Here is a 14,173-nt window from a genome sequence, read left to right as displayed (position 1 = left end):
CCCCCAAAGTAGGAGTAACGGTAGGATTCTGACAGCAATTCTGTCTGCTATCTTTCGTTAAAACTCACTATATTCCGAAAATTATATTATCATTTCGCATTGAAAGTTTTCTGGGAATTCCCTCTATTAATCCTGAACCATATTTTAGAGTGCTTCCCTGATCTTTTTTGCAATTTCTTTCAGATTTGTGGTATCAGGTTCGGTCCATACTATTGACTTTATTCCTCTCCCGCCGTCTCCTTTTCTTCTGGGAATAACGTGTACGTGTACATGAGGAATCTCCTGACCAGCAACTTTCCCATCATTGATTCCGATGTTTGACCCCTCTGCCGAAAATGCTTTCTGGATTGCAGCCGTGATCTTTCTTGCAGCCTCAAAAAGCGAAGCAACACTTTCCGCATCCATATCCGTGAATCTGTTGAAATGCTTCTTAGGGGCTACCAGAGTATGCCCTTCACTCGCCGGAAAAACATCAAGAAATGCAAAAACGGCATCGTCTTCGTATACTTTCTCTGAAGGAATTTTCCCCGCTATAATTTTGCAAAAAAGGCAGTCTTCCATCATAACCATATCCCTTTAGAGTTTTAGGAGATACACTTATATCAGGGTTCTGTTTCTCTCGCAACTTGTAACCGGATTTAAAGATTAAAACAAGTGTTTGGCAGAGAGCCATGAAGTAGAAAGTCTGGAAAACGCTGAGATGAACAAATTCCTTTCCGGAGATAAAGATTAATAAACGTTTAACTATATATTAAATAATAATTATAATAAGAGATCAAATTATTATAATAACCTTGAGTTGTGTTTATCTCGTTTATCTCATTACTGCGGGGTGGGGATTATAGCTAGAGTTCTGGGTGGTGCACTAATAGGCACAGTCTGTACTTTTATTTTTTATTTTATTCCATTAGTAAACTCCATAGCCCCTTTTCTGGGCGGTCTTCTGGGGGGCTATTATGCAGACGGAGGTTCCGGGGGAGGGCTTAAAACCGGAGTTCTCATGACCATTTTCATGATTATTCCGGGTTTTCTTCTGGGAGGAATTCTCGGATCAATACTCAGAGATGCTCCTGTTCTTGGAGGATTCGTAGTTGCCTCTGCATTTGTAATTACGCTGGTTATTGTAGCTCATGCAGCTTTGATAGGTATAATTGGGTCGGTAATTGGGGCTGTTCTGGCTGAAAGGAGCACAATCTACCGGTTTTGATCTTTTATTTAACAGTTGCAGGGAAATCCTGGGCGATTAGTGTATAAAATCCCAATTTACGATCCTATCTCAATTGTGGAGGTCAAATTGAGTTTTAAGACACGCTCTGAGCTGTTATCCAGCACTGCCATTGCCAGGAAAAACATTAATGCTGCAATTTCTTCTGTAGTAAAAATCTTTGTCAATTCCCTATCGAATAGTATAGTCGCTTCAGGTGGAAGCTCTTTATCTGCAAACCAAAAAACAAACCTGACGCGAACATCTGGAAAGGTAACCAGCTCTACCGAGACATCACCGCCTTCAACAAGCTTGCCTCCAAAACGCTCCGTCAGATTCTTGATCAAACTATCTGGATTTTCTTTAAGGCTTTTCAATATCGGTTTGATTGTATTTTTTTGATATGCCGGATAATAGCTTGGTCCACCCTTAAGTTCTTTGAATGAGATCCATTCTCCTTTCTGTATATATCCATGCTTCAGGATGCCTATGAGGTAACGGAGGATAAGTACGGATATTTCCTCGCTTGCGGGAACATCAGATGGCTTCATCAACACTATTTTATCGTTTATTTTTACTTCATAAATGTCAGTTAAAAATTTTACAGTGTATTCTTGAGAAGGAGCTAGTGCTGCAATCTCATCCCAAGCCTTGTTGAGGGCGATCTCGTATGTCACGGTTTCTTAACTCCTTATTGTCTGCTAATAATACGATTAGGGTTTACATCCCACTGCTGGAAGATAAAAATCTCTGGTTTTCATTACTGTAATGATATACTATATGATATCTTATGTGATTTTATTCAATCACTTCTTGTGGCAGTTTTTATGCAGTAACTTTTTACTTTTAATCAGCACTTTTCGGATGATTTTTTGTAGGCTCAGTAACGTACTCAAAGTTCCATATCGGGATTCCTTTTATTTCTCCCTTCTCAAGATGCTCAAGCTCATGAGCTGCGCTATACGCAGGTGTACCTTTCAGGCGTATTTGCCTTTTTTTCATCTCCTTAATCCTTATCGTTCTGAGACTTGGGTTAACTTCTGCAAATATCACTTTTTTCGCTCTCAGGCTTATACAGTAAGGTCTTTCAACCAGTTCTCTTTCTTCCCTGGCTCCACATTTTTCGAGTCTGTAGACCACGCCTTCTTTCTCTACAATCTCAGGTTCGATAAAGAGGTATATCTTTTCCAGAGTATAGCCGGTCTTACTCTCATCATTATAATAGGTAATTACATCCTTTACAGCAATACTTTTCATTTCCTCAGAGGCGTAACTCCATGAACCTCCTGATTTTAGCGAAAGCAGAAAAGGAAGAAATAACTCTGCCTGAATCTCAAAACTGGAAATTATTTTCTTCTCCCAAGCTGAAAACTTGAAGATCGTCTGAATTTCCTCAATATCCATGTTCATCTCCCCTTTTCAGGATCTGAATGTCAAGTTTATTTAATCCTTTTTCTTTGTGCATAATAAATCAATTTACGAGAAGCCATATTCAGAAAACTGTAGAATATTGAAGGTAAGATAAAAATCTAGAATAATGAAACATTGAAATAAAGTGAAATAAAGCAAAATGTGATAAAGCAAAATGTAATGAGAATGTAATATAAAATAAAAATATAAAATGAATTAAAATAAAAATGAAATAAAAACGTAAAATAAAAAATAAAATGAAAAATAAAAATATAAAATAAAACGAAAATAAAATAAATTAAAATAAAAAATAAAATAAATTAAAACATAAAACAAACTAAAATAAAAAATATAATAAAGGTTAAGCAATCAGGTATTTTTTATCCTTTATCTGAGTTCTGCTATCAACACCAAGTATTCCAGCAATCTCTATACCTTCACTTCCGATTTCGGCAAGCTGGGTATAAATTTCAGACTTTGTTATATACTTTTCAGTGCGTGTGCCATCAGCTTCTTCTATCTTGATAGTTATCTCTTCTTTATTGTGTGATTTTGCCAGGCACTCCTGAACGATTGCCCCATATGGTTCAGCAATCACTTTCAGGCAGTCAAAGATCTGGTTGGTAGAAATAGCATCCTCTTCGTCGAGGAGGATTTTTGAAAGGGTATAAGTGCGTATATTTTCTCTGAGATAAGCCTGAACTTTCTCAGGAATCCTTGCTAGTTTTTCCATATCGATAAAAGCCCCAAGCTCTTTATCAGAAGTAATCTCTTTACCATCTTCATATACAAAGTACCTGCGGTCTCCGCCTTCTATCCTGAATTTCCGGTTTGCTTTTTTGCTTTCAAGATTTATACGTACATTTTTCTGCGTGTCATATTCCAGAAAAGTTACAAGGAATTCGGAAAGATCCTGCATTTTTATTTTTTCTTCTTTTCGCAGGATACCGGTTCGCGTCCATCCCGGCAGGCTTAAGTCTCCTAGCAGTTTTTCTACGGTCAGGTTCTCTTCCATAAAGCCGAGCTTGTAGTGGTACTGCACGCCTGAGACCCAACCTACCATTTCTCCAGAAATGCCGCCGCCTGTATTGCTGGAGAGCTCAAATTGTTTTTCAGCTCCGTAAACGCCTGAGATTAAAAACTTGCTAAGGACTTCAAGTATTTTTTCTTCAATTTTTTTATACTCATAAGGAGCTCTATTTTCGATTTTCACGCATTCGGCTTCGAGAACTTCTTTTCTTTTCCCGAGATTCTCTTTACAGGTTTGCAGGATTGCATTAGCGCAGGGTAAAACGTCCTCGGTATCAGCTTCATTTACTAATTTATTAAGTACGGTCTTGAGCTTCTCCTCAAAATTATTCATTCCTTCTATTCTACTCTTCAACTCATGGAGTGCTTCTTTATGCCTGCACTTTATCTCTATTATAGAATTCTCCAGATGAATTACCTGAGAAGTTATATCTAAAAAAATTTTCAGATCCTCAATGAAATCCCGCTGTACAGGCAGTTCCTTAGAGTCCTGGTATAAATATTTCATAAAAGCACCCTGGATAATAGCTAAACAACCCTTCAAACTATTCTATTATCTATAGCTATATAATGTTTTATCCAGAAGCTTCTTTAATTTATAGAAGAAGTATTTTATCTTAAACAAAAATCTTACATAAAATATGCCCTGTATTCTGGACATGGTCTCATGCTACACTTTCTCTGAAAAAGCCGGGAGGGGGAGCCCGGCTATTTTCTTTATTTAGAGCAGAACTTTCCGGACAGGGTCCAGTATTTCATTTATATACTTTGCGGCAGCGTTTTTCAGATCCATTGGATGGATGCTCTCTTCCACAAAAGCCTTTTCCATTTCTTCGTAACTGTTATATGTTGTATTTCCACCGAATTTCTCAGGTCTCTCTATGACAACAGTTTCGTATCTGGGGAATATATGATAGCGGAAAAGTGCCAGAATTGGGTTTTCTTCGATCTCTCCTATCTTGCAGTAGGCTTTCTTAAGCTTCCCGTAAATTTCTTCTTCTGTATCATCCACAGATATGAAATTCTCCTTTGAAGAAGCCATCTTTGTTCCGTCTAACCCCACGAGAATTGGAGTGTGAATGCAGATCGGGGTCTCGAATCCCAGACTCTTTAAATTCTCACGGGCAAGCATATGGATTTTTCTCTGGTCGATGCCCCCAACTGCGATATCAACTCCCAGCATGGCAATGTCAATAGCCTGCATCAGTGGATATACCATCTGCGAAACAGTTGGGTTGTCCATAGCACGCCCGACTTCGTCCATGCTTCTGCGCGCCCTGTTTAAAGTTACTGCCCTTGAAAGTTTGAGAACATTAAGCATGTACTCTGCATCAAGCTGATAGTCAGACCCATATACGAAATCAGTTTTTTCCTCATCGAGCCCGAGAGCGATAAAGCAGCGCCTATTATAATCTGCGATCTTTCGGACTTCTTCAAGCGTGCCTTTCTTATTGAGATAGGCATGTACGTCTGCAAGCAGGACAGTGATTTTAAATCCGGCTTTCTGCAGATCAATGAGTTTATTTACTGTAAGAACGTGACCCATATGGATTTTCCCGCTTGGCTCGTATCCTACATAGGCGCGGGGAGCTTCCTTTTTAGTAAGAAGTTCTTCAAGCTCTTCCTCAGTCACGATTTCCTGAACATTTCTTTTTATAAGTTCGAGTCTGTCCATAGCCTCTACATTCCTTTTGTTTTCTATTCTCAAAAACTCAATTTCTATTAATAAGTTTCTGTAAAAACGCCATACCTTCTTCGGATTTGAAATTCGGGATTTCCCAGTTCTGAATGACCCTTCTGCGCAGAGATTTCACCTCTTCACCAAGTACAGGATTAAAGCCAGAGATCTGGTATTCCTCTTTAGAAATAACGATTCCTCTCCTCTGCCAGGCAGGAAGCGTTGCAAGATTTATCCCTCTCTCAAAAAGCATTTCGTGGATTTCCCACTCTTTCTTTCCTTTGAGGTATTTTGAAGCCTCAGTCTTATTAATTCCTTCGTTCCTCAGAGTATAATATCCCCAGGAACCCACAAAATTGCGCCAGGCTTCGAGCTGCCTCCAGTGGAAATATGCAGGAATCTCTTCTTTTTGAAGAACTACTATTCTGGAATCAAAAGCCACAGGTTTTTCAAGCTGCAGGTTTATCGTAAGTGCGCTTCCCAGAAAGCTTGCCACAACAGAGTCAATTTTTTCCACTCTTCCCTCAAAGGGAAGGCTCATGAAGAGAAAATTGATCTCATCCGAAAAAGTATAGGCAAAGAGAGGGCTTAAACCACTTTCTTTAATGAAGAGTTCAACAGTATTAGCCATTGCCCTGGCGAAGGTTAGATCATAGGGTTTTTTAAAGCCCAGGCCCGAAAGCGTATTTTTAAAATTCCTGCCGTCAGCGCGCACGACCACTGGAGGGATACAGCGCATTTCAGCATAGATTTCCCGATCTTTCATAAACTTTTCAAGGTTTACTTAGTCTTCTTTTCGCTTTTTGTATCTCTGGATGACATCTCTAATTATAATTATATCCGCTGCCGTTATAACCCACCGATAAGGAATAATTACACCTCTGCTTGTCAGGTCAAAAAGCTCCCTATTAATATCCGAAACAGCAAGCCCGGTAATCTTCTGTTCTTCTATATCAATTACGAGGTCTTGCAACTTCCCTACATAAACACCGGTGTTTGTGTATATGTTTAAACCAAAAAGTGATGTAAGTTCTGCGCGCATTATATCCCTGCTTTGTAAATTAATTTAAATATTTCTCCTAACCTTATATGAAAAACATACTTATATATCTTACAGTTTTACCGACGTTATATAATTATTAGTCTTATTCTGCATATCTATATAGAACTTGAATCTCAGTCATTATTAAATAAATATTCTTATTTAAATTATCGAGAGGTAAAAGTGGTTTAACGTTGTTAAACCTACTACCTGTCTTTGAATAAAGAAGAGGGAGCCTTAACAGCTTTAAGTATTTTTACTATTAATTGCTCAAAAATTAAGCTTATCCACTATTTTTCTGCAACTCTCTACAGTAAAAGCTATATCACTTTGAAAATTTTTCCGGTTACAGATATCTAAGCCATTTACCTGTAAACCAGATTCTTTACGTTTTTATATAAACCTTCTTTTTACTCTATTGTTTATTTTTGAATTTCAGTTTATCTATCCGTTTTAACTATCCGTTTATTCTCTCATATTCCCAGCTGCGAAATCATATTTCGAATTGTTTCTGAGGATTTTCTGAGGGTTTCATACTGGCTTTCATCAAGCTCAAGTTCAAGGATTTCTTCGACTCCGGATGCTCCAAGTTTCACGGGTACCCCGAAGTAGATGCCTTCCTGTCCATACTGCCCTTCCAGGTAAGCTGAAGCAGGTAATATTCTTTTTGAGTCTTTAATCACAGCTTCCGCCATCGAGACTACAGCTGCCGAGGGAGCATAAAAGGCACTGCCCTGTTTGAGGAGTTCTACAATCTCGGCTCCTCCGTTTACTGTCCTTTCTACCAGCCTGGCAATTTTATCATGTGGAAGTAGATCTGTGAGTGGAATTCCAGATACTGTCGTATACTGGGGAAGAGGCACCATGAGGTCGCCATGCCCTCCTATTACCATTGCCTGTACATCTTTTTTCGAGCACTTCAGTTCTTCCGCAATAAAGCTTGCAAAACGCCCTGAATCTAGAACTCCACTCATTCCAAACACTTTCTTTGTTTCAAAACCTGTTGATTTCATAGCCACGTAAGTTATAATATCAAGTGGATTTGTTACATTGATCACTATGGATTCTGGTGCATATTTTGCGATATTTTTGGAAACTTCCATTATTATTTTTGAGTTTGTCCGGATCAGATCCTCCCGGGTCATTCCCGGTTTTCTTGCAATCCCTGCTGTAATGATTACAAGATCAGAGTCTGCAATATCTGCATAATCATTGGTTCCAATTATAGAAGTATCGTAGCCTTTTATTGCACCTGCCTGCATAAGATCAAGGGCTTTGCCCTGAGGTAATCCTTCCACAATATCTGTCATGACAATCTCGTCAAGCTCAAGTTCAGCTAGCCGCTGGACTGTAGTTGCCCCTACGTTTCCTGCTCCTACCACGGAAATTTTAGTCATTAACTGTACACCTGTGCTAAACAATTTATTTTAAGGTAAACTTTGAATTTACAACATTAAAAATTTATCCTGTAATATGAGGCTCTATTTCCTATCAACTATAATTTTTATATTTTTCTGTGCCAGTATCTATTTAATATTTTTTTGTCGTTAAATTCTTGAATTTACTGGCTTTCTTTCGAACACTTTCAGATTTCATGCAGTATTTTTATTAAATATTACTCCCAAATTGTTCAGGGGAAACATGCTGAATAACACATACATTCATATTCCAGGTGTAGGAAAGGGCTTAGAGCAAAAAATCTGGGCTCAGGGAATACGCACATGGGAAGAGTTTCTTAAGATGAAGGACAGAATACCCATACCTTCGTCACGAAAAGCCAGAATTTGTGAAGAGATCAGGAAATCTTCCGAACGCCTGGCAGCAAAAGACCACTGCTTTTTTTCACAATGCCTTCCTTCCACAGAACACTGGAGGGCATATCCCCTATTTTCTGATTCTGCCGCATTCGTAGATATTGAGACTACGGGTCTTTCCAGATCCCGAAATAAAATAACCATTGTTGGAATCTACGACGGAAAGGAGTCAAAGATCTATATAAAAGATATTAATCTGGATGATGTCGTGGAGGAGTTCTCAAAATACAAACTGCTTGTAACTTTCAACGGTACTCGTTTTGATCTGCCTTTTATAAAATCCGAGTTTCCTGAAATAGAATTCACGCAGCTCCATATAGACCTCATGTATCCTTTAAGGCGAATAGGGTACAAAGGAGGTTTGAAAAATATTGAAAAGTTACTCGGGATCTCTCGAGGTGATGACATCGAGGGTCTAACTGGATTTGATGCCGTAAGGCTCTGGAGACAATATGAAAGAGGAGATCAGGAAGCTCTGGACAAACTTATTAAATATAACCAGGAGGATATAGTTAACCTGAAAACTATTATAGAGCTAACCTATCCTAAAATGGTTGAAAATGCTCTGAAGACCTGAGAAGCAAAGTATTATCAGGTTAGGAACTTATAAAAGATAAAATGTCAGGCAGCAAATTGTATTTGCCATTAATTTATTATACTTATCTTGCTGTTTCTGATAACCTATCCGGATAATGTATTGACAGACTTATAACAAATTCTTATTTAAAACTTGAATATTATCTGTATGCTCTGGCAGGAAAGGGGAATTCAATGGAAGTAACACTGAAGTTCGGGGATAAAGTCGCTGTGGCCGATGTAAGAAAGCTCCATGATATGGAAGATGTGGTTTTTGACCAGGAGTGGTTTGAAGAAACAGTGGAAAGGAATCGGGATGTTTATTACATGTTCCGTGACCTTGCGAAAAGCGACTCTGACTTTGAGAAAATCAAAGCTAATCATTTGAGATATGACATTACTATAATTCCTCCTTCAATGCTCGGGTCGGAATATGTAAAAACTGTAGGTCACTACCACCCGCGCGTTCCGGGAACAAATCTTACTTATCCTGAGATTTATCAGGTACTTGAAGGTTCTGCTACCTATCTACTTCAAAAGGTAGAAGAGGGAGAGGAAGATCTTGTTCTGGATGTTGTAGTAATCAAAGCGGAAAAAGGTGATCTCGTGCTTGTTCCCCCTGGATATGGGCATGTAACTATAAATGCCTCAGATGAGACACTTAAAATGGCAAACTGGGTCTGCCGTGACTTTTCATCGGTTTACGAGCCTATAAAAAGACTTTCCGGAGCCTCTTATTTCCTTCTTAAGGACGGTTTTGTAAAAAATCCGCTTTATAAAAATATTCCGCCGATCCGCAACCTTAACCCCCTTACATATGACGAGCTCGAGTTAAACTCTATAGAAGATATGTATGAGCTTGTACATAAAATTGAAAAGCTCAGGTTTTTGACAGCACCACAGGATTTTGTAGGACTCTTGACAGGAGTGCTCTGAGAAGCAGGCTATTTTTCTAACTTAAACGAGCGTGATTTACTTTTCCTTCCCATGTGGTTTTCTCAGAAACCTCTTACTTTTTATCTTTCCATATCCTGAAATAAAACCGACTCCGGTAGCAGGAGAGGTTCAGGAGAATAAGCAATGAATACATATTATATTAGGTATAAATACCTTCAATTACTGGAGGTTTGAAATGCAAAAAAATGGATACCGTATCCAATTTACATCATCCAAAATAAAGGATCTCATGTACAAGACTACATTTGATCCTAAGAAAATGGATGGAGATATTATACTTAATCTCTCACTTATTGATAAAAAAGATCTGGATGATGTGCTTGGGATCTTTAAGATGGTAATTTCAAGCGGGCTTTCGGTAACTCCCTATGTTAAGATAGTTTCCGAAGGTGAATCTCTCGGAGACCTGACTATTGAAAAGGGGAAGGTAGGTATCGGAACAGTATGCAGCATTACGATTGACGGCGTATTGCTCAAAGCAGGAATTCCTGTGAACCCTAAACTTGGAGGGGTTGTTCAGATACGAAATGGGATTCCGGTGCGCTTTACGGATGTGCTTACCTATGTAAGTACGACTGTAGATCCGCTTGAGATTCTGATGTCACAGGGAATTACTTCTGTGTCAGAAATGCTCAGGACAGGCTCAGGCAAAATTCTCGCAAATCTCAGGGAAGCTCCTATGGTTGCAAGAGATGAAATTGAAAGTTGCCTTTCTGACCTTCTGGATGCAGGCTTCAGCGGAATCCTTGAAGTTGGGGAACCAAATACACGGGTTCTGGATGTTCCCATAGAGAGAGATCATCTTGGAATAGTCGTCATAGGAGGGACAAATCCTATGGCTGTTGTACAGGAATATGGGATCAGCATAGAAACAAGCGCAATGTCACAGCTAGTTCCATTCAAAGAGATGAGCAGGATTGAAGATCTGGTTTAAGGCTCAATGATAAAATCTGACTCTAAAGCAGATCCTGAATTTTATGCAAATCTGACCCCGAAAATCTCTTTAATTTATTGAGCCTTTACTTATTCAATTCAGCTTTTCGGAGCATATTCCGAATGCTGGTCTCTTTACTTTGAATGTGCATTTCTTCGCAGCTGTTCTCCTATAAACAGATCAAGCTTTCTTGCAAACTCTTCTTTTTTACCGTCAGGAATTGTTGCTCCTGCTGCAATATCGTGCCCACCGCCTACACCTCCCACTTCAGCCGAAACAATCGCCATGGCTTCCGAAAGGTTGACTCCTCTGCGAATAAGATCTTGGGTTCCCCTTGCTGAGACCTTTGTCCCTCCTTCAGCTTTTGCAAAAGCAATAATGGGGAGATTTCTGTTTTCAACTAATGTAGAACTCATGCCTGCAATAATACCCACAATAGTTTCTTTTATTTCCGAGCCAGCGTCGAAGTACTGAATATTTTCAAGCTGGGTAATTCCCTTTTCTTTAACATACATGAGTCCGTTAACAAGATTCTGTCTATGTTCGGCAAGCAATTTACGGGCACTTTCATAAGCTTCTTCTCTGTTTCCCATGCAGACTGCCAGTCCAATCTCTGCATGATCGTAACGTGCAGTGGCATTAAGAAGGGTGGAAAATTCTGACGCATCTCTCATTTCCGTTCCTTCTTTTTCTCCAAGAAGGATGTAAATCTCGCCTACCAGCCGCTCTATCTTATATGAGGGCATACCTGATTTCAGGCAGTACTGAATAAGTCCTGAAACAATTTTTTGTTTTTCTGAGATTTCAAGGTCAATCCAGCGTCTCCAGTGTTCATCCTGAGTCAAACTAATATTAAGGGAGTGAAGAAACTCAATGCATGCTTCTTCGTTCCCCGTAAGCCCTGGGAGGTAAGGATCTGAAGAATATTGCATTAATTTATAAATCGGGCGGGTTTGTTTCCCAAATAGGGTCAGGTCTTTTTGGAACTGTAGAATGCCTCCTCTAACCCCTTCTTCCAGAATTTCCCGGTTGACTCCGACAAGCTGCCCCATTTTCAGATGCTGCATATCCCCAACAGCTCCCACTATTGCCAGTGAGGAAAGATCCTGGTTTTTTCCAAGAGCTGAAGCCAGTAAGTAGGTAGTTCCAGACCCGCTCAACTCATACGAACCATTTGCTCCGAAAAGGTGAGGATTAAGGTGAAATTGATAGCTTCCCTGGGGTTGGTGATGGTCTGAGATCACTGCATGGATCCCGCGAGATTTTATTTGCTCGCACATCCCGCTCCCAAGGTCAGTAAAAATGACAATGCTGTGGTTCTCATCAGCAATAGCATCAAGAGCCTTTTCATCAAGCTGCTTGACAAAACGAGTAGTGTATTCAAAACCGCCCCTCTCAAGGGCAGTACAGATAATTCCCGCAGAAGTCAGCCCGTCAGCGTCAATATGGGATACAACGTGAACTGATTTGTACTTTTTAATTTCGTCGGCACATCTCGCCGCTTCTTTATGAAGTGCTTTTATTGTTTCAGACATTCCTCTCTCCACTGTTTTTCTGCTTGTCTCAAATAATCGCTTTTTTAATCTTACTTTCCTTCCCATTCCCTTGGATCGACCTTATAATCTTTTCCTTCTCTTTTTATTTCAGGAAAACTTCGGATCTCCTTCAATGTAAGTTTGAGATTCTGATTGAGATATTCTTTTTCCAGTTCCTTCCAGGGAATTATGTATGCTTCCCTTCCGTGACCTGGTCCCAGGCGAAGTTCTACTGCAAGAAATCCGCGTCTTCCTGATCTGTTCAGGTAATCCGAAATTCTTTCTATCTGATGGATTCCGTTTTTATCCACGGTAAAATGCTGAGAAAAGTAAAGTGCATTTGCTCCTTTGCCTACTGAAATGCTTTTGCACTCGATTCCCATGTATAGATCCGGGTTAAGAGAATCCACAAGCACATCCAGAAACTGTGGAGTGAATCTGTGCTGCTTAAGCCTGTAGGATATAGCTTTTAGTCCATTCTCTTCAATGTATGCATTAAGTGAGTTTACAAGCATGCGTTCAAACTCGGTCATGAAATCCTGTTAAATGTTTTCGCTATTTTACTTAAACCTTCTACTCTGAACGCAACCTTTTCACCCTGAGTAAATAGGAGAGGTATGTCAGCTTAAACAGGTTACATACTGGGGGCTTAAACAGGTTACATTACTGAGAAATTGATACATGTCTGAATCTGTCATCAATCGCCTGAAACTAACTAGCATTCAATTTTATGAAACAAATTTCTGCAAATTGAGAGAAGGTAGTAATTGTACATAATTAATAGAAGAGTAGTAATTGTACGTAATTACTAGAAGAAATAATTGTATGTATTAATATAAGAATAATATAAGAATAATAATTGTACGCAATTAATAGAAGAAATTGTACATAAGAGTAATTTATGCGAAAATCAAAAAGAGCTTGAGCCGCATAATGAATTTGAGTAATATCTATAAGAAAGATAAATGCCAGTCAGGTTCTTGACCGGCTGCATAATTCTATAAGGAAAATGAATGCTGATCAGGTTCTTGATCGACTGCACAATTTTTAATTCGACATAATGAAACTTACAAAATCCGGGCTGAGCCTTGTTTCTTTTACAAGCCTTTCAATAGTTTCCTCATCGGAAAGCCCTTCATCTCTGAGTTCTTGTATGCGGTCAAAAACATGCTGTGATACTTCGGAGTATTCGTTAATATCTTTCCTGTGACCCCATACATCGCCCTCAAGTAAAGCGATATTCTGCATTGAAAGATACATCTGTGCAGAACTTGAAATCGTTTTTTTGTACGAGCTTGGGATGTGGATCGCTTTTATTCCTGGACACTTTAGAATGAGTTTAAAAATGTCCTTGTTAGATGGTCTGAATGCAAGATGGACAATTTCCTCATTAATGTTTAAAGTGTCTATCTCTTCTTTTGAACTTACGACTCTAATTTTCATTTTTATCACCGTTCGTTTCCAGGTATTTTAAGACGTTTTAGAGCATTTTAGGGATTTTTAGGGATTTTTAGGGTTTCATTTAAAATTCTTAGGAGGCTCTTTAGAGCTATTTTATTTCATCAGAGCCCCTTCAGGTTTTTTCGAGATTTAGGTTTTTAGGAGTTCTTTCCGGATTTTAGGGATTCCGGATTTTTTATGTTTTTACTAACTTTTGAAACTTCCATGAAGTTTTTAATTCTTACATCACGGGTTTACTTAATTATTTTTTGAACCCTTTGAATTTGTTAACCCTAAAATTCAATTATTTTTTGAATTCATTTTGAATTTTAGAATTACAAACTGTTTTTCAAAACCTTAATTTATATTTGAGGTTTTTGTTATGTTAAGGGCATATAATATTTAATTTTTTATGAACTTTCCTTTTATTTTCAACTTTTTCTATTATGTTATATAAATTGAGTCAAGGAATGAGGTAATCTTTATTCTCCCATTTTCTTAATTTTTAAGTACAATCTGTCTAACTCTAGGGTTTCTTTAATATATCTAAAGAA

15 protein-coding genes are annotated in these 14,173 nt (G+C 38.6%); 4 read left to right on the top strand and 11 right to left on the bottom strand.

Annotation, left to right across the window (positions count from 1 at the left end; genetic code table 11):
- Nucleotides 1-144: 144 nt before the first annotated feature.
- Complete coding sequence (locus tag MSTHT_RS06810; RefSeq protein WP_048167128.1) at nucleotides 145-564, bottom strand: HIT family protein; 420 nt, start codon at nucleotides 562-564, stop codon at nucleotides 145-147.
- A 268-nt stretch (nucleotides 565-832) separates the two neighbouring features.
- On the opposite strand from MSTHT_RS06810, the gene MSTHT_RS06805 reads away from it, so the two are divergent.
- Nucleotides 833-1,207: a DUF5518 domain-containing protein gene (locus MSTHT_RS06805; RefSeq protein ID WP_048167127.1), complete on the top strand. Its 375-nt coding sequence runs from the start codon at nucleotides 833-835 to the stop codon at nucleotides 1,205-1,207.
- Nucleotides 1,208-1,263: 56 nt separating this feature from the next.
- Here the strand turns inward: MSTHT_RS06805 and MSTHT_RS13745 are convergent, their stop codons facing one another.
- The 7 genes from MSTHT_RS13745 to mdh all read right to left on the bottom strand — a co-directional run bounded on the left by MSTHT_RS13745 (nucleotide 1,264) and on the right by mdh (nucleotide 7,760).
- On the bottom strand, nucleotides 1,264-1,881 hold the full coding sequence (locus MSTHT_RS13745; RefSeq protein ID WP_052721844.1) for a DUF3786 domain-containing protein: 618 nt from the start codon (nucleotides 1,879-1,881) through the stop codon (nucleotides 1,264-1,266).
- Nucleotides 1,882-2,050: 169 nt separating this feature from the next.
- Nucleotides 2,051-2,608: a putative ATP-dependent zinc protease gene (locus tag MSTHT_RS06795; RefSeq protein WP_048167126.1), complete on the bottom strand. Its 558-nt coding sequence runs from the start codon at nucleotides 2,606-2,608 to the stop codon at nucleotides 2,051-2,053.
- 367 nt (nucleotides 2,609-2,975) lie between these two features.
- Complete coding sequence (locus MSTHT_RS06790) at nucleotides 2,976-4,151, bottom strand: hypothetical protein (RefSeq protein ID WP_048167125.1); 1,176 nt, start codon at nucleotides 4,149-4,151, stop codon at nucleotides 2,976-2,978.
- A 213-nt stretch (nucleotides 4,152-4,364) separates the two neighbouring features.
- Nucleotides 4,365-5,318, bottom strand: coding sequence for a tyrosine--tRNA ligase (locus MSTHT_RS06785; protein ID WP_048167124.1), 954 nt, complete (start codon nucleotides 5,316-5,318; stop codon nucleotides 4,365-4,367).
- Nucleotides 5,319-5,355: 37 nt separating this feature from the next.
- Nucleotides 5,356-6,087: a tRNA(His) guanylyltransferase Thg1 family protein gene (locus MSTHT_RS06780; protein WP_048167123.1), complete on the bottom strand. Its 732-nt coding sequence runs from the start codon at nucleotides 6,085-6,087 to the stop codon at nucleotides 5,356-5,358.
- An 18-nt stretch (nucleotides 6,088-6,105) separates the two neighbouring features.
- Complete coding sequence (locus tag MSTHT_RS06775; protein WP_048167122.1) at nucleotides 6,106-6,363, bottom strand: PRC-barrel domain-containing protein; 258 nt, start codon at nucleotides 6,361-6,363, stop codon at nucleotides 6,106-6,108.
- Nucleotides 6,364-6,836: 473 nt separating this feature from the next.
- Nucleotides 6,837-7,760: a malate dehydrogenase gene (gene mdh / locus MSTHT_RS06770; protein WP_048167121.1), complete on the bottom strand. Its 924-nt coding sequence runs from the start codon at nucleotides 7,758-7,760 to the stop codon at nucleotides 6,837-6,839.
- Between the two features lie 244 nt (nucleotides 7,761-8,004).
- On the opposite strand from mdh, the gene MSTHT_RS06765 reads away from it, so the two are divergent.
- The 3 genes from MSTHT_RS06765 to nrpRII all read left to right on the top strand — a co-directional run bounded on the left by MSTHT_RS06765 (nucleotide 8,005) and on the right by nrpRII (nucleotide 10,644).
- The gene (locus MSTHT_RS06765; RefSeq protein ID WP_048167120.1) at nucleotides 8,005-8,754 is read left to right on the top strand and encodes a ribonuclease H-like domain-containing protein; all 750 of its coding nucleotides are present in this window, start codon (nucleotides 8,005-8,007) and stop codon (nucleotides 8,752-8,754) included.
- A 194-nt stretch (nucleotides 8,755-8,948) separates the two neighbouring features.
- A complete protein-coding gene (locus MSTHT_RS06760) occupies nucleotides 8,949-9,689 on the top strand; it encodes a glucose-6-phosphate isomerase family protein (RefSeq protein WP_048167119.1) in 741 nt (246 codons plus the stop codon).
- A gap of 196 nt (nucleotides 9,690-9,885) precedes the next feature.
- On the top strand, nucleotides 9,886-10,644 hold the full coding sequence (nrpRII, locus tag MSTHT_RS06755) for a global nitrogen regulator NrpRII (RefSeq protein WP_048167118.1): 759 nt from the start codon (nucleotides 9,886-9,888) through the stop codon (nucleotides 10,642-10,644).
- A gap of 134 nt (nucleotides 10,645-10,778) precedes the next feature.
- On the opposite strand, the gene MSTHT_RS06750 is transcribed toward nrpRII, so the two are convergent.
- The 3 genes from MSTHT_RS06750 to MSTHT_RS06740 form a co-directional block, all read right to left on the bottom strand.
- Entirely contained in the window at nucleotides 10,779-12,179 is a 1,401-nt protein-coding gene (locus MSTHT_RS06750) for a single-stranded-DNA-specific exonuclease RecJ (RefSeq protein ID WP_048168440.1), read from the bottom strand.
- 50 nt (nucleotides 12,180-12,229) lie between these two features.
- A complete protein-coding gene (locus MSTHT_RS06745) occupies nucleotides 12,230-12,712 on the bottom strand; it encodes a YheU family protein (protein WP_048167117.1) in 483 nt (160 codons plus the stop codon).
- A 514-nt stretch (nucleotides 12,713-13,226) separates the two neighbouring features.
- Entirely contained in the window at nucleotides 13,227-13,622 is a 396-nt protein-coding gene (locus MSTHT_RS06740; RefSeq protein ID WP_048168439.1) for a DUF1699 family protein, read from the bottom strand.
- Between the last annotated feature and the right edge of the window lie 551 nt (nucleotides 13,623-14,173).

The sequence above is a fragment of the Methanosarcina thermophila TM-1 genome (genome assembly GCF_000969885.1).
Taxonomy (GTDB): domain Archaea; phylum Halobacteriota; class Methanosarcinia; order Methanosarcinales; family Methanosarcinaceae; genus Methanosarcina; species Methanosarcina thermophila.
Note: the sequence above shows the minus strand (reverse complement) of the source record. Positions and strands in the feature narration are given on the sequence as shown.

What these genes read in the sequence shown, in the direction of transcription:
- MSTHT_RS06760 (WP_048167119.1), top strand. Translation starts at nt 8,949, where the DNA reads ATGGAAGTAACACTGAAGTTCGGGGATAAAGTCGCTGTGGCCGATGTA.
- MSTHT_RS06780 (WP_048167123.1), bottom strand. Translation starts at nt 6,087, where the DNA reads ATGAAAGATCGGGAAATCTATGCTGAAATGCGCTGTATCCCTCCAGTG.
- mdh (WP_048167121.1), bottom strand. Translation starts at nt 7,760, where the DNA reads ATGACTAAAATTTCCGTGGTAGGAGCAGGAAACGTAGGGGCAACTACA.
- MSTHT_RS06785 (WP_048167124.1), bottom strand. Translation starts at nt 5,318, where the DNA reads ATGGACAGACTCGAACTTATAAAAAGAAATGTTCAGGAAATCGTGACT.
- nrpRII (WP_048167118.1), top strand. Translation starts at nt 9,886, where the DNA reads ATGCAAAAAAATGGATACCGTATCCAATTTACATCATCCAAAATAAAG.
- MSTHT_RS06810 (WP_048167128.1), bottom strand. Translation starts at nt 564, where the DNA reads ATGATGGAAGACTGCCTTTTTTGCAAAATTATAGCGGGGAAAATTCCT.
- MSTHT_RS06745 (WP_048167117.1), bottom strand. Translation starts at nt 12,712, where the DNA reads ATGACCGAGTTTGAACGCATGCTTGTAAACTCACTTAATGCATACATT.
- MSTHT_RS06765 (WP_048167120.1), top strand. Translation starts at nt 8,005, where the DNA reads ATGCTGAATAACACATACATTCATATTCCAGGTGTAGGAAAGGGCTTA.
- MSTHT_RS06750 (WP_048168440.1), bottom strand. Translation starts at nt 12,179, where the DNA reads ATGTCTGAAACAATAAAAGCACTTCATAAAGAAGCGGCGAGATGTGCC.
- MSTHT_RS06775 (WP_048167122.1), bottom strand. Translation starts at nt 6,363, where the DNA reads ATGCGCGCAGAACTTACATCACTTTTTGGTTTAAACATATACACAAAC.
- MSTHT_RS06790 (WP_048167125.1), bottom strand. Translation starts at nt 4,151, where the DNA reads ATGAAATATTTATACCAGGACTCTAAGGAACTGCCTGTACAGCGGGAT.
- MSTHT_RS06740 (WP_048168439.1), bottom strand. Translation starts at nt 13,622, where the DNA reads ATGAAAATTAGAGTCGTAAGTTCAAAAGAAGAGATAGACACTTTAAAC.
- MSTHT_RS06795 (WP_048167126.1), bottom strand. Translation starts at nt 2,608, where the DNA reads ATGGATATTGAGGAAATTCAGACGATCTTCAAGTTTTCAGCTTGGGAG.